This is a genomic window from Luteibacter sp. HA06, assembly GCF_054061215.1.
The window spans coordinates 1,489,784-1,514,547 of record NZ_JBSSDZ010000001.1 but is presented as its reverse complement, the minus strand read 5'-3'; the positions used below and the strand labels follow the sequence as shown (position 1 = coordinate 1,514,547).

General features: G+C 65.6%; 19 protein-coding genes and 1 tRNA gene. 16 read left to right on the top strand and 4 right to left on the bottom strand.

All coding sequences use genetic code 11. From position 1 onward, the window contains the following. Positions 1-6 precede the first annotated feature (6 nt). The 6 genes from ACVWWJ_RS06725 to ACVWWJ_RS06700 all read left to right on the top strand — a co-directional run bounded on the left by ACVWWJ_RS06725 (position 7) and on the right by ACVWWJ_RS06700 (position 6,488). Entirely contained in the window at positions 7-720 is a 714-nt protein-coding gene (locus tag ACVWWJ_RS06725; RefSeq protein ID WP_456967176.1) for a class I SAM-dependent methyltransferase, read from the top strand. 4 nt (positions 721-724) lie between these two features. After that, positions 725-1,903, top strand: a complete 1,179-nt coding sequence (locus tag ACVWWJ_RS06720) for a beta-ketoacyl-ACP synthase (protein WP_456967175.1) — start codon at positions 725-727, stop codon at positions 1,901-1,903. Then, positions 1,900-2,373 (top strand): ApeP family dehydratase, encoded by a 474-nt coding sequence (locus tag ACVWWJ_RS06715; RefSeq protein WP_456967174.1) that lies wholly within the window; start codon positions 1,900-1,902, stop codon positions 2,371-2,373. Before ACVWWJ_RS06720 ends, ACVWWJ_RS06715 begins: the two co-directional genes overlap by 4 nt. Next, positions 2,370-3,098 carry a 3-oxoacyl-ACP reductase FabG gene (gene fabG, locus ACVWWJ_RS06710; protein WP_159893083.1) on the top strand — a complete coding sequence of 243 codons (729 nt, stop codon included), beginning with the start codon at positions 2,370-2,372 and terminating at the stop codon, positions 3,096-3,098. The genes ACVWWJ_RS06715 and fabG overlap by 4 nt, the downstream gene beginning before the upstream one ends. A 38-nt stretch (positions 3,099-3,136) precedes the next feature. After that, positions 3,137-5,248: a YccS family putative transporter gene (yccS, locus tag ACVWWJ_RS06705; RefSeq protein WP_456967173.1), complete on the top strand. Its 2,112-nt coding sequence runs from the start codon at positions 3,137-3,139 to the stop codon at positions 5,246-5,248. 82 nt (positions 5,249-5,330) lie between these two features. After that, a complete protein-coding gene (locus ACVWWJ_RS06700; RefSeq protein WP_046966292.1) occupies positions 5,331-6,488 on the top strand; it encodes an isovaleryl-CoA dehydrogenase in 1,158 nt (385 codons plus the stop codon). A 69-nt stretch (positions 6,489-6,557) separates the two neighbouring features. Here ACVWWJ_RS06700 and ACVWWJ_RS06695 read toward each other — a convergent pair whose 3' ends face one another. Beyond that, positions 6,558-9,368, bottom strand: coding sequence for a S8 family serine peptidase (locus ACVWWJ_RS06695; protein ID WP_456967172.1), 2,811 nt, complete (start codon positions 9,366-9,368; stop codon positions 6,558-6,560). Positions 9,369-9,579: 211 nt separating this feature from the next. Here ACVWWJ_RS06695 and ACVWWJ_RS06690 point away from each other — a divergent pair, with 211 nt between their 5' ends. The 6 genes from ACVWWJ_RS06690 (at position 9,580) to ACVWWJ_RS06665 (ending at position 17,569) form a co-directional block, all read left to right on the top strand. Further along, a complete protein-coding gene (locus ACVWWJ_RS06690) occupies positions 9,580-10,755 on the top strand; it encodes an acetyl-CoA C-acyltransferase (RefSeq protein ID WP_159893091.1) in 1,176 nt (391 codons plus the stop codon). 165 nt (positions 10,756-10,920) lie between these two features. Next, positions 10,921-11,310, top strand: a complete 390-nt coding sequence (locus ACVWWJ_RS06685) for a hypothetical protein (RefSeq protein ID WP_159893093.1) — start codon at positions 10,921-10,923, stop codon at positions 11,308-11,310. Positions 11,311-11,535: 225 nt separating this feature from the next. Further along, a complete protein-coding gene (locus tag ACVWWJ_RS06680; protein WP_159893095.1) occupies positions 11,536-13,143 on the top strand; it encodes a carboxyl transferase domain-containing protein in 1,608 nt (535 codons plus the stop codon). A 74-nt stretch (positions 13,144-13,217) separates the two neighbouring features. Further along, positions 13,218-14,564, top strand: coding sequence for an exodeoxyribonuclease VII large subunit (gene xseA, locus ACVWWJ_RS06675; protein ID WP_456967171.1), 1,347 nt, complete (start codon positions 13,218-13,220; stop codon positions 14,562-14,564). A gap of 82 nt (positions 14,565-14,646) precedes the next feature. After that, positions 14,647-16,077 carry an aldehyde dehydrogenase family protein gene (locus tag ACVWWJ_RS06670; RefSeq protein WP_456967170.1) on the top strand — a complete coding sequence of 477 codons (1,431 nt, stop codon included), beginning with the start codon at positions 14,647-14,649 and terminating at the stop codon, positions 16,075-16,077. A gap of 61 nt (positions 16,078-16,138) precedes the next feature. Beyond that, on the top strand, positions 16,139-17,569 hold the full coding sequence (locus tag ACVWWJ_RS06665; RefSeq protein WP_456967169.1) for an esterase/lipase family protein: 1,431 nt from the start codon (positions 16,139-16,141) through the stop codon (positions 17,567-17,569). A gap of 70 nt (positions 17,570-17,639) precedes the next feature. Here ACVWWJ_RS06665 and ACVWWJ_RS06660 read toward each other — a convergent pair whose 3' ends face one another. The 3 genes from ACVWWJ_RS06660 to ACVWWJ_RS06650 all read right to left on the bottom strand — a co-directional run bounded on the left by ACVWWJ_RS06660 (position 17,640) and on the right by ACVWWJ_RS06650 (position 19,678). Further along, entirely contained in the window at positions 17,640-19,016 is a 1,377-nt protein-coding gene (locus ACVWWJ_RS06660; RefSeq protein WP_456967168.1) for an FAD-containing oxidoreductase, read from the bottom strand. Positions 19,017-19,110: 94 nt separating this feature from the next. Next, a tRNA-Arg gene (locus ACVWWJ_RS06655) sits at positions 19,111-19,187 on the bottom strand. 59 nt (positions 19,188-19,246) lie between these two features. Further along, a complete protein-coding gene (locus ACVWWJ_RS06650; RefSeq protein ID WP_456967167.1) occupies positions 19,247-19,678 on the bottom strand; it encodes a GFA family protein in 432 nt (143 codons plus the stop codon). Between the two features lie 488 nt (positions 19,679-20,166). Here ACVWWJ_RS06650 and amaB point away from each other — a divergent pair, with 488 nt between their 5' ends. The 4 genes from amaB to murB are packed head-to-tail and all read left to right on the top strand — an operon-like array spanning position 20,167 to position 24,565. Beyond that, a complete protein-coding gene (amaB, locus tag ACVWWJ_RS06645; RefSeq protein ID WP_456967166.1) occupies positions 20,167-21,702 on the top strand; it encodes an L-piperidine-6-carboxylate dehydrogenase in 1,536 nt (511 codons plus the stop codon). 15 nt (positions 21,703-21,717) lie between these two features. Beyond that, positions 21,718-22,485 carry a class I SAM-dependent methyltransferase gene (locus ACVWWJ_RS06640; protein WP_456967164.1) on the top strand — a complete coding sequence of 256 codons (768 nt, stop codon included), beginning with the start codon at positions 21,718-21,720 and terminating at the stop codon, positions 22,483-22,485. Positions 22,486-22,496: 11 nt separating this feature from the next. Then, entirely contained in the window at positions 22,497-23,525 is a 1,029-nt protein-coding gene (locus ACVWWJ_RS06635; protein WP_456967163.1) for a quinone-dependent dihydroorotate dehydrogenase, read from the top strand. 20 nt (positions 23,526-23,545) lie between these two features. Continuing rightward, positions 23,546-24,565: a UDP-N-acetylmuramate dehydrogenase gene (gene murB, locus ACVWWJ_RS06630; RefSeq protein WP_456969672.1), complete on the top strand. Its 1,020-nt coding sequence runs from the start codon at positions 23,546-23,548 to the stop codon at positions 24,563-24,565. Positions 24,566-24,764 lie beyond the last annotated feature (199 nt).

Below are 24,764 nucleotides of genomic sequence, written 5' to 3'. Positions count from 1 at the left end.
CCACCGATGAAGTACGCCAGCGCCACTTATGTCGAGGAAACCCGGATCGGTTTCGTCTTCCTGCGCACCCACACCTGGCAGCACCACGTCCTGCGCGTGGCCATCAACGATCTCAAGCGACTGGCCGGCGAGCCGCTTCCAAAGGGTGGCACGCTGCTCGATGTCGGTTGTGGGCAGGGTCGTTCGTTCCGTTACCTGCGCGATGTCTTCGCGCCTGCACGCATGCTCGGTCTGGATGCGGACCCGCACAGCATCGAGCTGTCGCGTGCCGAAGCGGCGCGCGAAGGCATCGACGTAGCGCTGTTCACCAGCGACTGCGCGCGGATCGACCTTCCCGATGCCAGCGTCGATACCGTCTTCTGCCACCAGACCTTCCACCACCTGGTCGAGCAGGACCGCGCACTCGACGAGTTCTGGCGTGTCCTCAAGCCGGGTGGTCTGTTGCTGTTCGCCGAATCCACGAAGGCATATATCGACAGCTGGGTGATCCGCTGGTTCTTCCGTCATCCGATGCACGTACAGAAGAGCGCCGACGAATACATCGCCATGCTGCGCGCTCGCGGCTTTCACTTTACCGATGCCCAGGTGTCCCTGCCTTACCTCTGGTGGAGCCGCGCGAAGGATTTCGGCCTGCTCGAGCGATGGGGTATCAAGGCGGCGCCGCCGGTGGGCAAGCGCGACGAAACACTGGTCAACATTGCTGCCCGGAAGCCGGGCTGACGCCATGGCGACATACCTGAATTCATTGGGTGTCGTTTGCTCGTTGGGCGCGGGCAAGCGCGCCGTCGCGGATGCGATGTTCGCCGCCGCTGCGCATGGCGTGCATGATCGGAAAGGCTGGGTGCCCGGAAGGACTCTGACGGTGGGTGACGCGAGCGCGACACTGCCGCCATTGCCGGCGGACCTTCAACATCGAGACACGCGTAATAACCGCCTGCTGATGCTCGCGGCGCAGGAGATCGAGGCCGACCTGCGTGCAGCGATCGCTCGCTTCGGTGCCGGGCGCGTGGGTATCGTGATCGGCACCAGCACGACGGGCATCGAAGAGGCGACGCGCAGCATCGCCGCACGTGGCCGCACCGGCAGCTGGCCGGCGGATTATCGATATACCGATCAGGAGCTTGGTGCTCCCGCCGCCTTCCTCGCCGAATGGTTGGGCAGTGCCGGCCCCGCCTATGGCATCTCGACCGCCTGTACGTCGGGCGCTCGCGCGCTACTCAGCGCCCAGCGCCTGCTGAAGGCCGGCCTCTGCGACGCCGTCATCTGTGGCGGCGCCGATACGCTGTGCCGTCTTGCCACGAATGGCTTCCACGCGCTCGAAGCCACCGCAGAAGGGCGTTGCCAGCCGTTCTCCCGCGACCGGGACGGCATCACGATCGGTGAAGCGGCCGCCGTGTTCCTGATGACGAGCGAGCAGGCGCCCGTCGTTTTCCTGGGCGGTGGCGCGAGCTCGGACGCGTATCACATGTCTTCACCGGAGCCGGAAGGTCGCGGTGCCAGCGCCGCCATGGCCAGGGCGCTGTCGTCTACCGGCCTGGATGCAGGCATGATCGATTACGTGAACCTGCATGGCACCGCCACCGAACACAATGACGCCATGGAGAGCCGCGCCGTGGCCGCGACGTTCGGCAGGCCCGTGCCCTGCTCCTCGACCAAGGCACTCACCGGGCACACGCTGGGCGCTGCGGGTGCCCTCGAGGCGGCGTTCTGCTGGCTCACCCTCACCGACCCCGAGCGACGCCTCCCGCCGCATGCTTGCGATGGCGAGCCCGATCCGGCTTTACCACCGCTTGCATTTACCGATGGCGACAGCCGCCTGCCGCCGGGGCGTCGCTACCTCATGAGCAACTCGTTCGCGTTCGGCGGCAACAATGCGAGCCTGATCCTGGCGAACGCCCCATGACGATCTGGCCCGTCGAACAATTACTGCCCCACGCCGGACGCATGATCCTTCTCGACCGCGTGGTGGAGTGGGACGCCGACCGTATTGTCTGCGAGCGTGTCATCCGGCGTGGCGATCCCTTCATCGAGGCCGGCGGACTTCCCGGCTGGGCCGGCATCGAGCTGATGGCACAGGCCGTCGCGGCATGGAACGGTTGCCAGGTGCTTGCCGCCGCGGGCGCGATCCGGCCCGGCTTCCTGCTAGGCACGCGCAGCTACCGGGTGGATGCAGACGCCTTTCCGCCAGGCTCGAAACTCATCATCGAGGCGCTCCGGACCTTCCATGACGACGACGGCATGGCGTCGTTCACCTGCCGCGTCGACACGACGGGCATCCAAGCCGAGGCGCGCCTGACCGTGTTCAGCCCGCCGGATCCGACGCCTTTCCTCGATCCACGTAACGCACTCGATTCCAAGGGAACCGCGCCATGAACGACACCGTCCTCATTACCGGCTCAAGCCGCGGCATCGGTCGCGCCATTGCGTTGAACCTCGCCGACGCCGGCTACGACATCGTCGTCCATTGCCGTTCACGCCGGGAAGAAGCCGAGGCCGTGCAGGCCGAGATCCTGGGCAAGGGCCGCAACGCGCGCATCGTGCAGTTCGACATTTCCGACCGTGCGGCTTCGGCGGCCGCGCTCGAGGCAGACATCGGCGAACACGGCGCCTATTACGGCGTGGTCTGCAACGCCGGCCTCACGCGCGATGGCGCTTTTCCCGGCCTTACCTCCGAGGACTGGGACCAGGTGCTGCGCACGAACCTCGATGGCTTCTACAACGTCCTGCACCCCCTCGTCATGCCGATGATCCGCCGCCGCAAGCCGGGGCGCATCGTCTGTATCACCTCGGTGTCCGGGATGATCGGTAACCGCGGCCAGGTGAACTACAGCGCTTCGAAGGCCGGCGTGATCGGTGCGGCGAAAGCACTTTCCGTCGAGTTGGCGAAGCGCAGGATCACTGTGAATTGCGTGGCCCCCGGCCTGATCGATACGGACATGCTGGATCCGGAGGTGCCGGTGGAGCAGATCCTGAAGGTCATCCCGATGGAACGGACCGGCACGCCGGAAGAAGTGGCTGCGGCGGTGCGGTTCCTGATCAGTCCCGAGGCGGCGTACATCACGCGGCAGGTGCTGGCGGTCAATGGCGGGCTTTGCTGAGGGCTTTGCCGAACACCCATCGCCGCTAAAGTACGCCCATGCCCTCCCTACGCCACCTGGCCGAATCCGACCGCTTCGCCGACGTCCTGCGCACCTTCCTCGCGCTGGCCGGCATCACGGCCTGGTGCACCCTCATCGGCCCGGCCAGCGCCATTGTCCCCGCCCTGCTCGGCGCGATCGCCTGTGCCCTGGCAGAAACCGACGATGCATGGCGCGGCCGCCTCCGCGGGCTCGTGGTCACGCTGATCTGCTTCGCCGGTGCCGCCGCCGGCGTGAAAGCGCTGATCGGCACGCCGGCGCTCTTCGCGATAGCGCTGGCGCTCGGCACCTTCATCCTGGTCATGCTCGGCGCCGCCAGCGGTCGTTATGCAACGATCGCCACAGCAACACTCATCCTCTCGGTCTACACCATGATCGCCTCGGACGCCGCGACCGCCGGCACAGGCGACGAAGGGACGCTGGCTGTCCTCGCCGGCGCCGCGTGGTACGGACTGCTGTCGTTGATCTGGAGCGCGCTTGCCCCGCAACGTGCCGTGCGACACGCCCTCGCCCGTCTGTTCGAGTCCCTGGCCGCGCTGATCGAAACCAAGGCTGCCCTGTTCGAACCGGTGCATGGGCTGGATCGCGATGCGCTGGAAATCGAGCTATCGAAACGCCACCTGCGAACCGTCGAGGCGCTCACTGGGGCGCGCACCGCGCTGCTCGACCGCATGGGTCGGCGCCAGCCACGCGGACGTCACGCCGCACGACTGGCAATGTTCTTCGTCGCCCAGGACATCCACGAGCGCATCAGCTCCTCACATTACCCGTACGACGAGCTCGCCGACGCGCTGTATCACAGCGACCTTATGTTCCGGTTCGGCCACCTGCTCCGCCTGCAGGCGATCGCGTGTCGAGATCGCGCCGACGCCATCCGACGGATCGCCCCGCTGACCTCCATCGCCTTGCCGCGCGCCGCGCTCGACGACCTGCGCGAGGCCATGGCGTACCGCCGCCGTAACGATCCGCCTGACGAAGCCATCGATGACGCGCTATCGGCCTTGATGACCAACATGGAACGCCTGCAGGCGGCGATCGAGGACGAAGGCACGCTGCCGGAGCACATGGACCCGTCGCTGCAAGGAAGCGAACCGTCTTCGCTGGGCGACGCCTTTGCCCGCATCCGGCTCAGGCTCAATCGCCGCTCGATGCACTTCCGGCATGCCGTGCGGCTCGCCGCCGGCATGTGCGGCGGTTACCTGCTGATGCTGGCCCTGCATCCATCGCACGGGTACTGGATCCTGCTCACCACCCTCTTCGTCTGCCAGCCCAGCTACGGCGGCACGCGTCGGCGCCTCGTCCAACGGGTGCTTGGCACGACCGCAGGCCTGTTAGCCGGCTGGGCGATGCTCCGGCTGTTGCCCGGCGGCGACTGGCGCCTGCCCGTCCTCGTGGCCACCGGCGCCGGCTTCTTTGCTTTTCGCTTCCACCGCTACGCGCTGGCTACCGCCGTCATCACCCTGTTCGTCCTGCTGTGCTTCGACCGCGTCGGAGCGGGCTACGACGCCATCGGCCCCCGCCTTCTCGATACCCTGCTGGGCGCCATCGTCGCCGCCCTGGCCATCCGCTTCGTCCTGCCCGACTGGCGTGTCCGCCGCCTCGACGACGTGGTGGCAGATGCCCTCCTGGCTTACGCGCGCTATCTGCAGCACATCGCTGCGCAATACCGTACCGGCAAGGCCGATGACCTGCCCTATCGCATCGCCCGGCGCGATGCCCACGCCGCCCAGGCGGCCGTGGCCGGGAATGTGACCGAACTGCTCGCCGAGCCAGGGCACCCCCAGGAACACGGTGAGTGCGCCCTGCGCCTTCTCACTACCATGCAAGCGGGCCTGGCGCACCTGTCCACGCTGGGGGCGCACCGGCAGGTGCTGGCCGCCGCCGACGCCACTGCCGTTGAAGACGCCGCCCGGGCGATCGCCCACGGCCTCGACGCGCTGGCCGAACACGTTCGCGCCGGTTCACCGGCCCCTGCGCTCGGCACGGCGGCCCTGCTCCGCGGCCTTTCGCCCGTCATCGCGGAGGCATCCGAGGCCGTGCGCCTCGTAGACCGTCAGTACCTGCTCCTGGTTCGCGTCCACGACCGTATCGCGGCCCTGTCACGGGCCTGATTGCTGCGTCGCGCCGTGGATTGGGGGCGCCGGCGCGTTACGATGGGAAGCTTTCTCCCCGTATCCCCCCGGAGTTCCACGCATGCGCCCGTTTTCCCTCGGTGAAGACCTCGACCTCCTGCGCGAAAGCGTCCACGCCTTCGCCGAGAAGGAAATTGCCCCGCGTGCCGATCGCATCGACCGCGAAAATGTATTTCCGGAAGACCTCTGGCTGAAGTTCGGCGAAATGGGCCTGCTCGGCGTGACCGTGCCGGAAGAATTCGGCGGCTCCGGCCTCGGCTTCCTCGCTCATATGATCGCGATGGAAGAGATCTCCCGTGCCTCGGCCTCGGTCGGCCTGTCGTATGGCGCGCACTCCAACCTGTGCGTGCAGAACATCTACCACAACGGCAACGACGAGCAGCGGCGGAAGTACCTTCCCAAGCTCACCAGCGGTGAGTGGGTGGGCGCGCTGGCGATGAGCGAGCCCGGTGCCGGCTCCGACGTGGTCGGCTCGATGAGCTGCCGCGCCGAACTCGTCGGCGACGTCTGGGTGGCCAACGGCACGAAGATGTGGATCACCAACGGCCCCGATGCCGACGTGCTGCTGGTCTACATGCGCACGGCGCCGCGCCCGGCCGGCAGCCGCTGCATGACCGCCTTCATCATCGAAAAAGGCATGAAGGGTTTTTCTACCGCGCAGAAGCTCGACAAGCTCGGCATGCGCGGCTCGAACACCTGCGAGCTGGTGTTCGACAACTGCGAGATTCCCGCCGAGAACATCGTCGGTGAGGTGAACGAAGGCGTGCGCGTGCTCATGGGTGGCCTGGATACCGAGCGCCTCGTGCTCTCGGGCGGTCCCATCGGCATCATGCAGGCCGCCGTGGACCTCGTCCTTCCCTACGTGCGCGAGCGTAAGCAGTTCAACGCGCCAATCGGCACGTTCGGCATGATGCAGGCCAAGGTGGCCGACATGTACACCGCACTGCAATCTTCACGCGGCTTCGCGTATATGGTTGCCCAGCAGTTCGACAACGGCGTGAAGTCGCGCATCGATCCGGCAGCCTGCCTGCTGAATGCGTCGACCAATGCAGTGAAGGTCGCGCTGGAAGCGATCCAGTCGCTCGGCGGTAACGGCTACATCAACGAGTTCCCCGCGGGGCGTCTGCTCCGCGATGCAAAGCTCTACGAGATCGGTGCAGGCACCAACGAAATTCGTCGCATGCTCATCGGACGCGAACTGTTCCACGGCAAGTCTTAACAGGCACAGTTCGTCTTGCGACATGGGCCGCTTCCACACGAAGGTGGAAGCGGCCTTTTTTTGTCCTGGTTACCAGGCCATCCGGAAGCTCGCCGTCGCCGAACGCGAATGGTCGCGATCGGCGAATCGCTGGTCCACATCGAAACCAACCTGGGTGCGCTCACTCAGGTCCATGGCCATCGTGAAGCCCGCCGTACCCGCCCGACGCGACAGGCCGATGCCATCCACCGGCGCCCACTGCGCGATGCCGTTGTAGCGGGCCGAGAACACTTCGCCCTTGGTGGCGAAGGCGTTCTGCCAGCCCAACTTGGCATCGAACCGAAGCTTGCCGTACGAGGTAAGCCACGTGCTTCCTGCACGCAGTCCGAAGCCTGCCTGCCAGCGCGACGTCGTCTGGCCATCGGCTGCGAGACCAAACCCGTCACCGCCCGCCTCCTGGAAACCCGCGCGACGAATGCTGGCGAACTCCGCATTCGCATACGGCGTGAGCGTGAACGCACCCACGTTCGTGCGGTAGCCGAACTCGCCATAGGCAACGTTGTAGTGACCGTTGTTGTCGGTACCGGCGAACGCAGCCTGGTCGCCAAGGCGGAGCAGCCTTTGCGTATCGCCGCGGAAGCTGCCGAAGCCGAAACGACCGACGCCGTACCAGTTGGCGCCGCGCGAACCGGCATAGAGCATGCCTTCCGTCGCGCGATTGGTCTGGCGATCCATGCTGCCCGAGAGCTGCCCGGTGCTGCGCATCTGACTCACGGCGACGCCAGCGAAGCCGTTGTTACCCAGCTTGATGTCGTTGCCCACCAGGTTGCCGCCGACATTGAATCCGACGTTACCGAAGCCCGCGCGGCTGAGACCACCCTGCGAGCCTAACGACTGCGTCCAGGCACCGTTGGGCCCCTGCGCGTCGAGGTGATTGATCAGGGCATCGTTGCCCGCTTCGATGCCAGCCAGCGTGACCGCCGTGCTGGCTGCGTACAGCTGGCCGGAGAGTGATTCCAGCGACGCCTGCGCCACCTGCTGCGTCGACGATTGCTGGATGCTGCCTGCAGCAATCAGCGTGTGCTCGTCCAGTGCGGCGGCTGTCGGAGAGACGCTCGAGAGGCTTGCGTTGATCTGCGCGAATGCACCGTCCAGCCGTTGCGCCGAGTTCACCGCAGCGACCGATTGCGACATGCTTGTTGCCGCCACCTGGGTGACGCTCAGCTGCGTCGTGTCGACCCAGACTTCCTTCGGCAGATACTGCAGAGACGAAGTGAGGAACACGCCAGCGCCGTTGGTCTTGGTGGCGAACACGCCGGAAATCGCGTTGGCGGTGAGCACTTGCTGGTGCGACGTGACCGTGTAACCGGAGATCGCGCCGGCGACGTAGAAGTCACCGCCCAGGGTGGCGTTTCCGCTGACGATCAGGGGCGCACCCAACTTCTGCGAGAGGCGGCCGGTGGCTGTCTGCGTGAAGTCGCCGGTGATGTGGGTCGAGGTATCCAGCGTCGTCAGCTGGCCCGCGTTGTTGACCCGGCCGCCGATATCGCCATGTGCGATGAGGTTCGTGTTTGCGCCGATACCCACGGCGCCTGGCACCGCGAGCATGGATTCCAGCGTGGCTCCCCCGCTGATGTTCGTGGCGCCCGCGTAGGTATTCGTACCGGACAACGTAAGCTTGCCGCCGCCCGATACATTGAGTCCGCCGGCACCCTTGATGTCGTTGAGGAAGGCGGTATCGTGCCCCGCGGCGGTGACGGCGTCGAAGTTACCCCAGTCGAACGTCGCCGGTCCGCGGATTGCGCGGCCGACATCGAGGCGCCCGTAACCGTAAATGGCGTCCGGACCGGGGTCGCCGAGATCGTCCGCCGTACCCAGGATGATCTGGCGGACCGCGTTGGTGCCGAGCGTCGGGAACGCCTGCATCACCACGGCGGCGGCACCGGACACTTGCGGCGCGGCCAGGGAAGTGCCCGTCCACACCTGATAGGAAACGTTGGTCGTCGTCGAGGTGGCCGAGGCGGTGATGACAGCCCCGGGCGCCGCGAGGCAGTAATTCTTTGCTACGCCGCATCGGTTCGAGTACGACGCGATCTGGGTCGGGTTGTTGCTGTCCAGCGCGACCACCGTGAGCCAGCCCGCCTCGAGATCCGGTGCGCGCGACGGCAGCGCAGCGACCGTGGACGGGTTGGCATCGCTGCTGTTGCCGGCCGCGAAGACGACCAGGTGACCCGCGGTGATGGGCGCATACGCGTCGTGGAAACTCTTCGTCGCCGTCGTGTCCGAGGCGTCCCAATAGACACCGCCCCAGGAGTTGTTCAGCACCTTCGCGCCGTCCGCGACGACCGCCGCGTTGATCGAACCCAGCGGATCGGCGCTGGTCACCTGGTTGCCCTGACCGGAACCGTCGTCGGTGGGCTCCTTGTCGTTGATGATTCGCGCCGAGACGATCGTCGCGTCCGGGGCGACACCGCCGGCGAATTTGCCGAAAGCGCGCCCTGCGGCAATCTGGGCCACGGCGGTGCCGTGTCCGACCACGTCGTCAACGCTGAGATTATTGGTGCTGGGGTCGACGTAGTTCAGCTTGTCGATGACCCTTCCCGCCAGCGCCGGGTGCGCGGCCGTCACCCCGCTGTCGATGATCCCGATCGTCACACCCTTGCCAGTGAAACCGGCCGCCTGGGCCACGTCGGCGCCGGTCAGCCTCAGCTGCGCGTCGATCGGCGGATCAGGTTGGGTAGGCGTCGTAGGTGCAGTGGGGGGCGGCGGCGGCGCGACGACGACGCCCGTCCCGGTCCCGCTGCTCCTGGAGCCACCGCCGCCGCCACAGGCAGCCAGGCCGAGGCTCATGCACACGGCAAGCGCCAGCTCTCGCTGACGCGGAAGATTCCTCTGAATCACGTTTTAACCCCTCGGTTCGACATCAATGTCGCGCGGCCGGCATCCCCCGGGCAGCGCACCTGGGTCGAATCTTGGCACAGCCCCGGGCCATCTGGCGTGCCGCAGCGCACAGTGCTTGCCGCGGCGCAGATTGCCCCACCCCGGCCGCCACTGCGATACTCGACCGGTTTTCCGCCCCCCGGGGCGGCCATGCGAGTCCCACGGAGTTCCCATGTCTGAGATCGTCATCGCGGGCGCCAAGCGCACCGCCATCGGTTCCTTCCTTGGCCAGTTCACCGGTGTCCCCACGCCGAAACTCGGTGCCATTGCCATCCGCGCCGCCCTCGAGCAGTCCGGTATCGCTCCCACCGACGTGAGCGAAGTGATCATGGGCTGCGTCCTGCCCGCCAATCTCGGCCAAGCGCCCGCGCGCCAGGCGTCGCTCGAAGCGGGCCTCCCGGTCTCGGCCGGCTGCACCACGATCAACAAGGTGTGCGGCTCGGGCATGAAGGCCCTGATGCTTGCCCATGACCTGATCAAGGTGGGCTCGGCACGCGTCGTCGTGGCCGGCGGCATGGAGTCGATGACCAATGCCCCGCACATGGTCAACGCGCGTACCGGCATCCGCTACGGCGACGGCCAGTTGGTCGACCACATGGCGTGGGACGGCCTGACTAATCCGTACGACGGCCAGTCGATGGGCGTGTTCGGCGAGAAGTGCGCCGACAAGTACACCTTCACCCGCGAAGAGCAGGACGCTTACGCGATCGCGTCGGTGGAGCGCGCGCAGGCCGCACAGAAAGCGAATGCCTTCGCCAACGAAATCGTCCCGGTGACCGTGCAGGGCCGCAAGGGACCGCAGGACTTTGCCGAAGACGAACAACCGGGTCGCTCCGATACCGCGAAGATCCCGACCCTTCGCGCTGCGTTTCGCAAGGAAAACGGCACGATTACGGCAGCCAGTTCGTCCAGCATCTCCGACGGTGCCGCCGCACTCGTGCTGCTGGATGCGGATGACGCCAAGGCACGTGGAATTACCGCACTGGCGCGTATCGTCGCGCACGCCACGCATTCCCAGGAGCCCGAATGGTTCACCACCGCCCCGGTGGGTGCCATCACGAAGGTCCTTGAAAAGGCGGGCTGGAAAGCGGCAGACGTGGATCTGTTCGAAATCAACGAGGCATTCGCTGTCGTGCCGATGGCGGTCATGCGCGAGCTTGGCGTGCCGCACGAGAAGATCAACGTCAACGGCGGCGCCTGCGCCCTGGGCCATCCGATTGGCGCAAGCGGCGCCCGCATCGTGGTGACTCTTCTCAATGCGTTGACAGCCCGTGGGGCAAAAAGGGGTGTCGCAGCGCTTTGTATTGGCGGCGGCGAGGCTACGGCGATCGCCATCGAACTGGTGTGAACCTGACGTCGACAAACCGGGTGGGCGTTTTTTTACTAACCATCACGCGTTGTCCATGGGTTTTAACGAGCCCTGAAGCACGCCCTTTCGATATGTAGCTAAGTGATAACAACTAGGCTATTAATACGCCCGCCTCACGGCATTCCACGGCTAAGGAGAAACACAATGAATTTGACGCGTACCCTTCTCGCCTCTGCGCTCGTCGCGCTTTTGGCAGCATGCAGCAACGGCGCGACGGATTCCGCGCAGGACGCCCAGAAGTCGGCTGCAGATGCACAGCAGCAGGCAGACAAGGCACAGCAGGCCGCCGATCAGTCGCAGAACGCCGCGACCACGCAGGCCGCCGACCAGGCTCAGCAGTCCGCCGACCAGGCCAAGGACGCTGCCGGCCAGGCTCAGTCCGCTGCCTCCGCTTCGACTGCCGGCGGCACGCCGGAAGCCGCGAAGGATGCCGCATCCAACGCAGCCGATCAGGCCGACAAGTCGGCTGACCAGGCCAAGGACGCTGCGTCCAACGCAAAGGATGCGAAGGACGACAGCTCCACCAAGAAGTAAGCCTTCGGGTTTATCGCTTAAAGAAAGGGCCACCTCCGGGTGGCCTTTTTTTGCCCCACTTGTGGGAGCCGATTCATCTGCGATCCCGCGGCAGCAGGCCAGTTCACCGCGAACAACCCTTCGCCGATGAATCGCCTCCCACACGGATCGATTTGGCGCGGCGCAGCGTTTGCGGATGGCTCCGCCCCGCTATCATGGTCGTTTCGTCCCCGCGCGAACGCCCCCATGCCCATTCTCGAATCGCAGATCGATCCCCGCTCCGCCGACTTCCAGGCCGCCAGCCTGAAGCTGCGGGCACTCACCGACGAACTGCGCGAAACACTGAGGCGTACGGCTGAGGGTGGCGGAGCCAAGGCCCGCGAGAAACACGTCGCCCGCGGCAAACTGCTGCCGCGCGAACGCATCCGCGCGCTGCTCGATCCCGGCTCGCCCTTCCTCGAAATTGCCCCTCTCGCCGCGCATGGCATGTATGACGACGCTGCACCATCCGCTGGTGTCATTGCGGGCATCGGCCGCGTGATGGGCCAGGAAGTGGTCGTACTTGCCAACGACGCGACAGTGAAAGGCGGCACGTACTTCCCGATGACGGTGAAGAAGCACCTGCGTGCGCAGGAAGTCGCGATGGAGAATCGCCTGCCCTGCGTCTACCTGGTGGATTCGGGCGGTGCGTTCCTGCCGTTGCAGGATGAGGTATTCCCCGATCGCGAACATTTCGGCCGGATTTTCTACAACCAGGCGCGCATGAGCGCGCAAGGCATTGCGCAGATCGCCGTGGTGATGGGTTCATGCACCGCTGGCGGCGCCTACGTGCCGGCGATGAGCGACGAGACCATCATCGTCCGCGAACAAGGCACGATCTTCCTTGGTGGTCCTCCGCTGGTGAAGGCGGCGACCGGTGAAGTGGTTGACGCCGAAGCACTCGGCGGCGCTGACGTCCACACGTCCATCTCCGGCGTGGCCGATCATTTTGCCGAGAACGATACGCATGCGCTGGCGATCGCCCGCGACATCGTCGGTTCGCTCAACCGGACGAAGAAGATGCCGCTCGCGGTACGCGCGCCGCTGGAGCCGCGCTTTTCAGCCGAGGAGCTTTACGGGGTGATCCCCGAGGACACGCGTCGCCCCTTCGATATCCGCGAAGTGATCGCCCGCATCGTCGACGATTCCGAGTTCCACGAGTTCAAGGCACGCTACGGGAAGACGCTGGTGACCGGCTTCGCGCATATCCACGGCTACCCCGTGGGCATCGTGGCGAACAACGGCATCCTGTTCGGTGAGTCCGCCCAGAAAGGAGCGCACTTCATCGAACTCTGCAACCAGCGCAACGTGCCACTGGTGTTCCTGCAGAACATCACCGGCTTCATGGTCGGCCGCAAATACGAGAATGCAGGCATCGCGAAGGATGGCGCGAAGATGGTCACCGCGGTGGCCTGCTCGCACGTGCCGAAATTCACAGTCGTCATCGGCGGCAGTTTCGGCGCAGGCAACTATGCAATGTGCGGCCGCGCCTACGGCGCACGCTTCCTGTGGATGTGGCCCAACGCGCGCATCAGCGTGATGGGCGGCGAACAGGCCGCCTCCGTGCTGGCCACGGTGCGTCGGGACGGCATCGAAGCCGGCGGAGGCACATGGAGCGCCGAGGACGAGGAAGCCTTCAAGGCGCCGGTCCGCGACCAGTACGAGCGCCAGGGCCACCCTTACTACGCCAGCGCGCGCCTCTGGGACGACGGCATCATCGATCCGGCGGACACGAGGCGCGTGCTCGGGCTGGCGATTTCCGCGTCCATGAATGCGCCGATCGAACAGGGCCGCTTCGGCGTCTTCCGGATGTAAGGCTTCGTCGAGAAAGCGCCGGTAAGTCCCTGCCCTGTCGACACTACGGGGCAGCGTGATAACCTCTCCGGTCCATGTCCGACTTCGACAACCGCCCGACCCCCGAGATCTTCACGCCATCCGGCCTGAACCGGCTGGTGCGCGATCTGCTGGAGGACGCCCTGCCCATGGGCGTGTGGATCGAGGGCGAGCTTTCCAACGTGTCGCGCCCCGCATCCGGGCATGTCTACTTCACGCTGAAAGACGCCAGCGCGCAGGTTCGCTGCGCGATGTTCCGCATGGCCGCGTCTCGCCTGCGCTTCCGTCCCACCGACGGCATGCATGTGCTCATGCGCGCCAAGGTCGGCCTCTATGAAGCGCGCGGCGAGTTCCAGCTGGTTGCCGACCACATGGAACCGGCAGGCGAAGGTGCCCTGCAGCGCGAATTCGAGCAGCTCAAGGCACGCCTGGGCGCGGAAGGTTTGTTCGACCAGGAGCGCAAGCGCGAACTCCCCGCCTTTCCGCGCCGGATCGGTGTGATTACCTCGCCTTCCGGTGCCGCGATTCGCGATGTACTGAGCGTGCTCGGCCGCCGCCTCGGCCTCGCCGAGGTCGACGTGCTGCCTGTGCCTGTGCAGGGCCGCGAAGCACCACCCGCGATCGCCGCCATGCTTCGGCGTGCCTCCGCCAGCGGACGCTACGACGTACTGCTCGTGACCCGCGGTGGCGGCTCGCTCGAAGACCTCTGGGCCTTCAATGACGAAGCCGTGGCACGGGCGATCCACGCCAGCGCGGTGCCGGTCGTCTCGGCCGTGGGCCACGAAGTCGATTTCACCATCGCGGACTTCGTTGCGGACCTCCGTGCCGCCACACCGTCGGCCGCCGCCGAACTGCTGGTACCCGATGGCGCCGATCTCGCGCGCCAGCTCGACCGGCTTCGCCAGCGTATGGCGACGCTCATGACGCGTCGCCTTCAGGCTGCAGCGCAGCGCGCCGATCACTGGCAGGCGCGCCTCAACGCGCAGCGTCCGCAAGCGCGTCTTGCACGTGATGCACAGCGGCTGGAAGGACTGCGACGACGCCTGCTGGTGTCCGTGAGCCAGGCCAACGCCCTGCGCCGCGCCCGCCTCGACCGCCTGCAGGCGCGCCTTACCGCGCAGCATCCGAAGGGTCGCCTCGCGCCCTCGAACCTGCGCATCGCCCAGTTGCGCCAGCGCATGGCCACGGCGATGTCGCGCCGGCTGGAGCGCGATCGCCTGCGACTCACCGAGCAGGCGCGGACCCTCCACGCAGTGAGCCCCCTGGCCACGCTTGAGCGCGGCTACGCCATCGTCTTCGACCAGCGCGATGCCGTCGTCAGGCATGCCGGCAATGTCGCCGTGGGCGACCGCCTGCGCATCATGCTGGGCGACGGCGAACTCAAGGTCCGCCGGGAAGACTGACCCGCCTCTGACGCCGCTCCTACACGGGCGCTGAACGCACCAGACGTGATCATTCGCATCATCGCCGCCACGAGACCAGACCATGCTCGAGTCGAGCTACCCGTACTACGTCGCGAACAAACCGAAGAAGTCACGAAAGACCTTCGAGGTCTTCGACAAGTACACCGGCAAGGTCGCCACTCGCGTCGCCCTGCCCGATGACGCCGCACTGGAAGCAGCCATCGCCGCCGCGCATGACGCGACGCTGCCGATGAAGCAGTTCCGGCCCTACGAACGCCAGGCCGTGCTCGAACATTGCGTCGCACGTTTCCGCGAACGCCAGGACGAACTGGCTTACGCGCTCTGCGTCGAGGCAGGCAAACCGATCAACGATTCTGTCGGCGAAGTAACCCGGCTCATCGAAACCTTCAAGATCGCCGCCGAGGAATCGGTGCGGATCAACGGCGAAACCATCAACCTGGAGATCTCCGCGCGCAGTGCGGGCTATCACGGCTATACGCGCCGCGTACCGCTGGGCCCCGTCTCCTTCATCACGCCCTTCAACTTCCCGTTGAATCTCGTCGCGCACAAGGTTGCCCCGGCGATCGCCGCAGGCTGCCCGTTCGTGCTGAAGCCTTCGGAAAAAACCCCTCTGGGCGCATTGATCATGGGCGAAATACTCGCCGAAACAGATTTGCCAAAGGGAGCATTCTCCATCCTCCCCCTGGACGGCAAACATGCCGAACCGCTCGTCACCGACCCGCGCTTCCAGCTGTTGTCGTTCACGGGCGGTCTGATCGGTTGGGACCTCAAGGCAAAGGCCGGGCACAAGAAGGTCACCCTGGAGCTTGGCGGGAACGCGGCGTGCATTGTCGACGGCGACCAGGGCGACCGGCTCGACGCGGTGGTCGAGCGTCTGGTCTTCGGTGCGTTCTACCAGTCCGGCCAGAGTTGCATCAGCGTGCAGCGCATCCTCGCGCACGACGACATCTACGATGCGCTGCGACGCAAGCTCGTGGCGAAGGTGAAAGCACTGAAGGCCGGTGATCCGAAGAAGAAAGATACCTTCCTCGGCCCGATGATCGACGAGGCGGCCGCGGAGCGTCTCGAATCGTGGATACACGAGGCGAAGAAAGGCGGCGCGAAGATCCTGTGCGGCGGAGGTCGCAAGGGAGCCATGCTCGAAGCCACGGTGCTCGAAAAGGTACCGCACGATGCGAAGCTACAACGCATGGAAGCCTTCGGACCTGTGGCCCTGCTTCAGCGTGTGGGAAGTTTCGACGAAGCCATCGCCACCGTGAACGATTCCGACTTCGGGCTGCAGGCAGGGGTGTTTACCAACGACCTGCGCCGCGCCATGCGCGCGTGGGACGAGCTTGAACAAGGCGGTGTCATCGTCAATGACGTGCCCAGCTTTCGCGTGGACAACATGCCCTACGGCGGCGCCAAATCGTCGGGCATCGGTCGCGAAGGCGTGCGCTATGCGATCGAGGACATGAGCGACATCAGGCTGATGGTGATCCGCGACGTGTGACACGCCGCGTCCCGCCGGGCCGGGCTATGCTCGGCCCGGCCCTCGCGAAAGGTAACGATGTATGTCCACCCTGGTGTTCGTGCACGGCTGGAGCGTTACCAGCACGTCGACTTACGGTGACCTCCCGGCAGCCCTGCGCGACCGCGCCGCCCAGGCGGGTGCGCCTCTCCGGGTACTCGATATCCACCTTTCCGAATACATCACCTTCGACGACAGTGTCGGCATGGACGATATCGTTCGCGCCTTCGACCATGCGCTCCGGGGCCTGGCCTTGCCCGACGGTCAATTCGATTGCATCACCCATTCCACCGGCGGCCCCGTCGTGATGGCCTGGCTCAGGGCACAGCGTGAACACCCGACGCTGTACGCGCCGATCCGGCTTTCCCGCGCGATCATGCTCGCGCCGGCTCACTTCGGCTCCGCACTGGCCAAACTGGGCAAGAGCGCCGTGGGTCGCCTGAAGGCGTGGTTCGACGGCGTCGAGCCCGGCCAACGCATCCTCAACTGGCTGGAGCTCGGCAGTCCCGAGTCACTGGCGCAGAACCTCGACGTGATCCACGGCAAGGATGCCGCGCAAGGCGGCACCTATCTGTTCTCACTGATCGGCGACCGTCCCGACCGCAGCCTCTATGACGTGGTCAACTCCTATACGGGCGAAGATGGTTCGGACGGCGTCGTGCGCCTGGCGGCCGCCAACCTCAATGCCACGCATTGCGTGCTCGCGCAGTCCGGCGCATCGGCAACGCTGTCGATGACACTGACACGCGCGCCACGGACGGCTTTCAAGATGCTGGCCGGCCTTCCCCACTCAGGCAGCAAGCAAGGGATCATGGCGTCGAAGCCCCCGTCACCGCTTACCCTCGATGCGATCATGCGCTGCCTTGGCGTGACCTCGGCAGCTGAGTACACGGCCCTTTGCAACGCATTCGCCAGCGAGAATGCCGCGCGCGATGGCAACCGCGTGGAACTCGAGCCGGCGCTTTTCACGCCTCGCGTGCACATTCACGATCCGCGGAGCCTGCTGATCTTTCGGCTCGTCGACGATCGCGGTGAGCCGCTGGTCAACGCACAGTTCCAGTTGACCGCTGGCCCGGAGGCCTCCGCCGATCACCTGCCCCAGGGCTTCATGCTCGATCGGCAAGCCAACTCGCGCAGCCCGGCCACGGTTGCCATGTTCCTCAATCGCGCCGTGCTTGCCGGTGAGTCGGCTATCGTCGATCCACGCGACCCGCACAAGACATTGCGCGATCCACTGCTACCGCATCGGCCGTACGGCGTCCGCATCGAACCCGTCGACCTCACCGGGCTGATCCGTCACCTGCTGGCGAGCACCGCGCGCACCGATGACTTTCTCGATGCACTCGGCCCGCACGAAACCACCATCGTCGATGTGGTCCTTTCCCGGCGCGTCGCTGAAGGCGTGTTTCGCCTGACGCAGAATCTTGTTGCCGAGGATTTCCACAAACCCGTTCCCGGCACCGATATCGCTTGAGCGAACCCATGCAGCGGGCCAGGTTGCTGCAAGCACCCATCGCCGATAAATCGGCTCCCACAACGAGCGGTCATTCCGCGGGCTTCAGGTCACCGACCACGGTGGGAATCAGTTCCGACACGGTCGGATGAATCGGCACGGCCCACTGCAGCGTTCCGATCGATGCATCGGCATTCATCATGTCGAGAATGCCGTGGATCGCTTCGTCGCCGCCTGTGCCGAGAATTGCTGCGCCGAGAATCTTCTTTGTCTCCGCGTCCGCCACGATTTTCATGAAGCCCCAGGTTTCAGCCTTTTCCACCGCACGCCCGACACGCGTCATGGGGCGCTTGGATACCAACAACGGCCGCCCCGACTTGCGCGCCTGCGTCTCGCTCATGCCGACACGCCCTAACGGTGGATCGACATAGAGCGCATACCCGAGGATGCGATCGCTGACCTTGCGCTTATCGCCGTCGAGGAGGTTCGCCGCCACGATTTCGTAATCGTTCCAGGCCGTGTGCGTAAAGGCGCCCTTGCCATTGCAGTCACCCATGGCCCAGACACCTTCGGCGCTGGTCTTGAGGTGATCGTCGACCTTGATATAGCCCTTCTCGTCCGTGTCGACGCCGGCCTTGTCGAGCCCCAGGTCATCCGTGTTCGGACGCCGGCCGACAGCGAGCAGCACGTGGGTGCCGACGACTTCCGGAGCGCCCTCGGTGCAATCCACGCCAACCTTCACGCCACGATCGTGCTTGCCGAGCGTGATGCAACAGGCATCGGTGCGGACGGTAATGCCTTCGGCCTCGAGGAAGGCGCGGATTTCGGCCGAGATGTCTTCGTCTTCGTGACCCACCAGTCGCGGGCCCATCTCCACCACGGTCACCTCGGCACCAAAGCGCCGGTACATCTGGGCGAACTCCAGCCCGATATAGCTACCGCCCACGACCACGAGATGCCCGGGCACGGCCTGCAGCGGAATGATCGTGCTATTGGTCAGGTAGTCGACCTCGTCGATGCCAGGAAAGTCCGGCACATTCGCTCGCCCGCCCACGTTGAGGAAAACCTGCGGTGCTTCCAGGGTCTCACCGTTCACTTCGATCTGCCGGGGTCCGGTGAAACGTGCATGACCACGAATAAGCGTAAGCCCGGGCATCGAGCCCAGCCAGTCCTCGTTACCCTTGCGCGAATCGAGGATCACCTTCTGCGCGCGCGCCGCCACGACCGGCATATCAATGCTGATCGGGCCCACGTTGACCCCGAAATCGGCTCCGCGCTGGGCGAACCGTGCAGCGCAGGCGCTGGCCACGAGGGTCTTGGTCGGCTTGCAGCCGGTATTGACGCAGGTACCCCCGACCAGATGGCGCTCGATGATCGCGACCGTCTTGCCCAGCCCGGTCAAGCGACCGGCCAGCGCCGGCCCGGCCTGTCCGGCTCCCACGATGATGGCGTCGAAGGTGCGGGTCATGGGGTTCTCCCGGGTGAGCGATCCATGGATCGTACCCGAGAGGACAGCGAACGCCTTGCAAATTGCGACGTTCGGGCAGTTGCCGCCTTGCCTGTGGTGACCCCGGCCCGATTCGAACGGGCGACCTTCCCCTTAGGAGGGGGACGCTCTATCCAGCTGAGCTACGGGGCCAAGGGCGTGAGGATACCGGAGGCGGGCATGGGACAGAAACCCTCGCTCCGAAAGCAGGGTCACGAATCCGTCCGCACGTAACGCAGAATGCCCACCTGCTCACTTGCCCTGCGCCCCGTATCGGCAGGGTGGTTCGTTCCGTCCAGCACCACCACTTCGTCGAAGTCGAACGGGCTCACGCCTTCCAGGCAGGCGACGTTCACGCCGTACTGCGCGTTGTTGGAACGACGCTGGTGAAACGTATAGATGCCGCAGGTTGAGCAGAAATAGTGCTTCGCGGTACCTGTGTTGAACTGGTACACGCTCAAGGCTTCCTTACCCTGCTCGATCACAATCCCGTCGAGTTCGGCAGACACCGCCACCGCGCCGCGCATGCGGCAATACGAGCAGTTACAGCGTCGCGCCGTACGCAGACCGTCGGAGAGCTTCACGGTGAAACGTACGGCGCCGCAGTGGCAGGCGCCGCGCGCCTCGGTGATGTCTGGAATCATGGGCACACCGGCTGTGGAGACGACCGGGACATGATAAAGCGCAAATCAGCGAACGGCCCGCAACCGGCGCCCTGGCATGGGCGGAACGCGCGCAGGTCGCTTGGCATCGCTCCCAAAAGGGCGCCAAAGACCGTCGGCCCCTTCGACGCCGATACTGGCGTCCCCGCCTTCGGCAGCGGCCTGGTTCACAGCCGAGCGAAGGGCCTCAAATCGGCTGGCGAAGCGGGAAAGCACTTGGCCGTCGACGCATACGGGCCAGGACTGTCCATCATCAGGGTGATAGGGAATCTCATAGATCCGGGACATGAGCGCTACCAGCCTTGTGAGAAAAACACAGATTCAGCATAGACTTGCGCCAGTGACCGCACAGTCGTCGTAAGTTCCGCCGATCGCGACGCCACGCAGACATCCGTCCCGCGCCGCACAACGGGGTGTGAAGGGTGCGTTTGCTAGAATCCCGGTTTTACCCGTCTTCAAGGGAGAGCTTCATGTCCGGCAAGATCCTCACAGCGCTCGGCCTCACCGCCAACGAATCCGGTACCTACCTCGGCCGCGGCGAGTGGGCCAGCAGCACGGGCGCCGGCACGCTCTCGCCGGTGAACCCGGCCACCGGCGAAGTGATCGCCACGGTGCAGGCCACCAGCGGCGCCGATTACGAGACGATCGTGCAGCGTGCGCAGGAAGCCTATGCGGTGTGGCGTACCACGCCCGCGCCGCGCCGCGGCGAAGCCGTGCGCCTGTGTGGTGAGGCCCTCCGCAAGCACAAGGACGCCCTCGGTTCGCTGGTTGCCCTGGAAATGGGCAAGATCAAGCCGGAAGGCGACGGTGAAGTTCAGGAAATGATCGATATCGCCGACTTCGCGGTGGGCCAGAGCCGCATGCTCTATGGCTACACCATGCATTCGGAGCGCCCGGGCCACCGCATGTACGAGCAGTGGCATCCGGTCGGCCTGGTCGGCATCGTCAGCGCCTTCAACTTCCCCGTCGCCGTGTGGGCCTGGAATGCCTTCCTCGCCGCCATCTGCGGCGATATCTGCCTGTGGAAGCCGTCGCCGAAGACCCCCCTCTCGGCCATCGCCACCATGAAGATCTGCAACGAAGCCCTGAAGGACGCCGGTTTCCCGGACCTGTTCTTCCTCTTCAACGATGCCGGCACCGAGCTGGCGCAGACCTTCGTCGACGACAAGCGCATCCCGCTGATCAGCTTCACCGGCTCGACCAAGGTCGGCCGCATGGTTGGCGAGCGCGTCTCGCGCCGCATGGGTCGCAGCCTGCTGGAACTGGGCGGCAACAACGCCATCATCCTCGACAAGTCCGCCGACCTGAAGCTGGCCATCCCGGCCATCGTTTTCGGTGCCGTCGGTACGGCCGGCCAGCGCTGCACCAGCACGCGCCGCGTACTCGTGCACTCCTCCATCCATGACGCCGTGGTCGACACGCTGGTCAAGGCCTATGGCCAGGTAGAAAAGAAGATCGGCGATCCGACACTGTCGACCACGCTGATGGGCCCGCTGAACAGCCCGGAAGCCGTGACCGCCTTCCTCGCCGCCATCGATCAGGCCAAGGCTGCCGGCGGCACCGTGCGCACGGGCGGCAAGGCCCTGGACGACCGCAAGGGCAACTTTGTCCTGCCGACGATCATCACCGGCCTGAAGAACACCGACGCCGTCGTCCAGACCGAGACCTTCGCGCCGATCCTCTACGTGATGCCGTTCGACACGCTGGACGAAGCGATCGCCGAACAGAACGCCGTACCGCAGGGTCTTTCGTCGGCCATCTTCACGCAGGATCTCAAGGCAGCCGAGCAGTATCTGTCGGCGGCCGGTTCGGATTGCGGCATCGCCAACGTGAACATCGGCACCTCGGGTGCGGAAATCGGTGGCGCGTTCGGCGGCGAGAAGGAAACCGGCGGCGGTCGCGAGTCCGGCTCGGACGCCTGGAAGGTCTACATGCGCCGCCAGACCAACACCATCAACTACTCGGACGCGCTGCCGCTGGCCCAGGGCATCAAGTTCGATTTCTGACGAACGGGTAAGGCCATGACCGATTTGCGCTCCACGGATCGTTTTTCCGACCGCGTCGAGGACTATGTCCGCTACCGGCCGGACTACCCGCAAGCGCTGGTCGGCTGGCTGCGTAGCCTTGGCGTCGCGCCGGACTGGACCGTCGCCGATATCGGCGCCGGCACCGGCATTTCGAGCAAACTGTTCCTCGACAGCGGTCATCGCGTGACCGCTGTCGAGCCCAACGCCGCGATGCGCGCGGCGGCCGTACAGTGGCTGGGCGGCGAAGGCCGTTTCCATGCCGTCGACGGTACGGCCGAAGCCACCGGCCTGGCCGATGGCAGCGCGGATCTGGTTACGGTCGCCCAGGCCTTCCACTGGTTCGACCTGGACAAGGTGAAGCGCGAGTTCGCGCGGATACTGAGCCCCCGCGGCCTGGCCGTGGTGTTCTGGAACACGCGCCGCCTGAAGGGGACGCCGTTCCTCGAAGGCTACGAGCGTTTGCTTCACGAATACGGCATCGATTACGTCAGCGTCGCCGAGCGTTACGCCGACGACGACGCGATGGCGCACTGGTACGGCCATGGCTACCGCGGCATGGCATCGTTCCCGCACGAGCAGAAGCTCGACTACGATGGCCTGCTCGGCCGGACCATGTCGTCTTCCTACATGCCCAAGGCCGGTCACCCCAATCACGAACCGCTGCTGTTCGCACTACGTTCGCTGTTCGACGCGACGCAGGACGACGGCACGGTTGCCTACGATTACGATACCCGCGTGTTCGCGGGCCATCCCACGCCCTGACGAACCCGCCAATGTACGAGATGCTCCGCCCCCTCTTGTTCGCCCTCGACGCCGAGACGGCGCACGGCCTTACGCTGTATGCGTCCGACGTGGCCCAGCGGAGTGGTTTGTCCCGGTACATCGCGACCCCGCCCGCGCCCTTGCCCATTCGCGTGTTCGGCATCGATTTCCCGAATCCCGTCGGCCTCGCCGCCGGGCTCGACAAGAACGGCGAGCACCTCGACGGCCTCGCGGCGCTGGGCTTCGGCTTCGTTGAAATCGGCACGGTGACGCCACGGCCGCAACCTGGCAACGACAAACCGCGCATGTTCCGCCTGCCAAACCATGAGGCCGTGATCAATCGCCTCGGTTTCAACAACGGCGGCATCGATGCGCTGGTGCGAAACGTGGAGAAAGCCAGCTTCCGCGGCGTGCTCGGTATCAACATCGGCAAGAACAAGGACACGCCCAACGAGCGTGCCATCGACGATTATCTGCTGTGCCTTGAGCGCGCCTATCCGCTGGCCACGTATGTGACGGTGAATATCTCCTCGCCGAACACGCAGGGCCTGCGCGACCTGCAGGAAGAAGAAACGCTGCGCCGCTTCATCGGCACGTTGCGCGAAGCACAGGAGCGACTTGCCGGGCAGCATGGCAAGCGCAAGCCGATGTTGCTGAAGATCGCCCCCGATCTCACCGATACCGAACTCGACGCCATCGCCGAGGTGCTGGTCGCCTCGGGCATCGACGGCGTGATCTGCACCAATACGACGATCGACCGCGACACGGTGGCGGGCGATCCGAACGCGCATGAAACCGGCGGACTTTCCGGACGCCCATTGTTCGAGAAGTCCACGGCCGTACTGCGCGGCATGGCCACGCGTCTCGGCGGCAAGCTGCCGATCATCGGTGTCGGCGGCATTCTCGACGGCGACAGTGCGGTGGAGAAAATCGAGGCCGGCGCCTCGCTGGTGCAGGTGTATTCGGGCCTGGTGTATCGCGGCCCGAAACTCATCGCCGAGGCTGTCACCGAGATCCGCAGGCGCGGAGTCATCGCATGATCAACAACGCGCCGATCGACATGGGCGGCTTCACGCTGACCAGCGATGCGCCGCTCGGCGGTCGCAACACGTTGCGGGTGAATGCGCGGGCGAAGCTGCTGGCCGAAGTGCGCGACCCGACGAAGCTTCCGGAAATCCTCGCTTATCCGGCCGTCCGGGGCGGCAAGGTGCTGGTGCTCGGCGAGGGCAGCAACATGCTCATCGGCAGTGACTTCGACGGCACCGTATTGGCCATGGCGACGAGCGGCGTGGAGACGTTCCAGCGCGACGATCGCGTGCTGATCCGCGTCGCCGCCGGCGAGCGTTGGGACGATTTCGTGCGCTGGTCGCTGGGCCAGGGCTATGCCGGACTCGAGAACCTGATCCTCATTCCCGGCACGGTCGGCGCGTCGCCGATCCAGAACATCGGTGCGTATGGCGTCGAGGTGGCCGAGTTCATCGATACCGTCGAGGCCTGGGACACGCACAAGGGCGAGTTCGTCGTCCTCGACAAGGCGGCATGTGCCTTCTCGTATCGCGACTCGACCTTCAAGCAACAGTCGGGGCGCTGGATCGTCGTTGCCGTGACCTTCGCGTTGCCACGCGAGCGCCCGCTGTCACTCGAGTACGCGGGCATCCGCGAAGAAGTCGCGAAGATGGGTGTGGAGCGCGCCACGCCGTACCACGTTGCCGAAGCCGTGGTTCGCCTCCGCTCACGCAAGCTGCCCGACCCGGCGGTGATCGGCAATGCGGGGAGCTTCTTCAAGAACCCGATCATCAGCGCGCCGAAAGCCGACGCCCTGGCACTTGCCCATCCTGGTCTGCCCGTGTGGCCACATACCGGTGGCACCTCGAAGATCTCCGCCGGCTGGCTGATCGAGGCGGCGGGCTTCAAGGGCGAGCGCGACGGCGACGCTGGCATCTCGAACCGTCACGCCCTCGTACTGGTCAACCACGGCAAGGCCACCGGCCCGGAGCTCTGGGCCTTCGCGAAGAAGGTGATCGCAGGCGTCGAGGCAAAGTTCGGCGTCACCCTCGAACCCGAGCCACTGTTCGTCTAACTGTGGGAGCCGCTTCAGCGGCGATGGGTGCTCGCCTCGACCTGGCCCGCTCCCGCGGGATCGCCGATGAATCGGCTCCCGCAACGGCCCACGGTCCCGGGTGGTCACAGCCTCGGGTAGCCACGGTGCCGGATGATGTCATGGTGGTGTCAAACCGCCGTCATATGCTCACCGGGCGGCGTACCATGAGGCGTCGCGA

Excerpts from the sequence above, each read along its gene's own strand:
- ACVWWJ_RS06725 (WP_456967176.1), top strand. The coding sequence starts at position 7 with ATGAAGTACGCCAGCGCCACTTATGTCGAGGAAACCCGGATCGGTTTC.
- ACVWWJ_RS06720 (WP_456967175.1), top strand. The coding sequence starts at position 725 with ATGGCGACATACCTGAATTCATTGGGTGTCGTTTGCTCGTTGGGCGCG.
- ACVWWJ_RS06715 (WP_456967174.1), top strand. The coding sequence starts at position 1,900 with ATGACGATCTGGCCCGTCGAACAATTACTGCCCCACGCCGGACGCATG.
- fabG (WP_159893083.1), top strand. The coding sequence starts at position 2,370 with ATGAACGACACCGTCCTCATTACCGGCTCAAGCCGCGGCATCGGTCGC.
- yccS (WP_456967173.1), top strand. The coding sequence starts at position 3,137 with ATGCCCTCCCTACGCCACCTGGCCGAATCCGACCGCTTCGCCGACGTC.
- ACVWWJ_RS06700 (WP_046966292.1), top strand. The coding sequence starts at position 5,331 with ATGCGCCCGTTTTCCCTCGGTGAAGACCTCGACCTCCTGCGCGAAAGC.
- ACVWWJ_RS06690 (WP_159893091.1), top strand. The coding sequence starts at position 9,580 with ATGTCTGAGATCGTCATCGCGGGCGCCAAGCGCACCGCCATCGGTTCC.
- ACVWWJ_RS06685 (WP_159893093.1), top strand. The coding sequence starts at position 10,921 with ATGAATTTGACGCGTACCCTTCTCGCCTCTGCGCTCGTCGCGCTTTTG.
- ACVWWJ_RS06680 (WP_159893095.1), top strand. The coding sequence starts at position 11,536 with ATGCCCATTCTCGAATCGCAGATCGATCCCCGCTCCGCCGACTTCCAG.
- xseA (WP_456967171.1), top strand. The coding sequence starts at position 13,218 with ATGTCCGACTTCGACAACCGCCCGACCCCCGAGATCTTCACGCCATCC.
- ACVWWJ_RS06670 (WP_456967170.1), top strand. The coding sequence starts at position 14,647 with ATGCTCGAGTCGAGCTACCCGTACTACGTCGCGAACAAACCGAAGAAG.
- ACVWWJ_RS06665 (WP_456967169.1), top strand. The coding sequence starts at position 16,139 with ATGTCCACCCTGGTGTTCGTGCACGGCTGGAGCGTTACCAGCACGTCG.
- ACVWWJ_RS06660 (WP_456967168.1), bottom strand. The coding sequence starts at position 19,016 with ATGACCCGCACCTTCGACGCCATCATCGTGGGAGCCGGACAGGCCGGG.
- ACVWWJ_RS06650 (WP_456967167.1), bottom strand. The coding sequence starts at position 19,678 with ATGATTCCAGACATCACCGAGGCGCGCGGCGCCTGCCACTGCGGCGCC.
- amaB (WP_456967166.1), top strand. The coding sequence starts at position 20,167 with ATGTCCGGCAAGATCCTCACAGCGCTCGGCCTCACCGCCAACGAATCC.
- ACVWWJ_RS06640 (WP_456967164.1), top strand. The coding sequence starts at position 21,718 with ATGACCGATTTGCGCTCCACGGATCGTTTTTCCGACCGCGTCGAGGAC.
- ACVWWJ_RS06635 (WP_456967163.1), top strand. The coding sequence starts at position 22,497 with ATGTACGAGATGCTCCGCCCCCTCTTGTTCGCCCTCGACGCCGAGACG.
- murB (WP_456969672.1), top strand. The coding sequence starts at position 23,546 with ATGGGCGGCTTCACGCTGACCAGCGATGCGCCGCTCGGCGGTCGCAAC.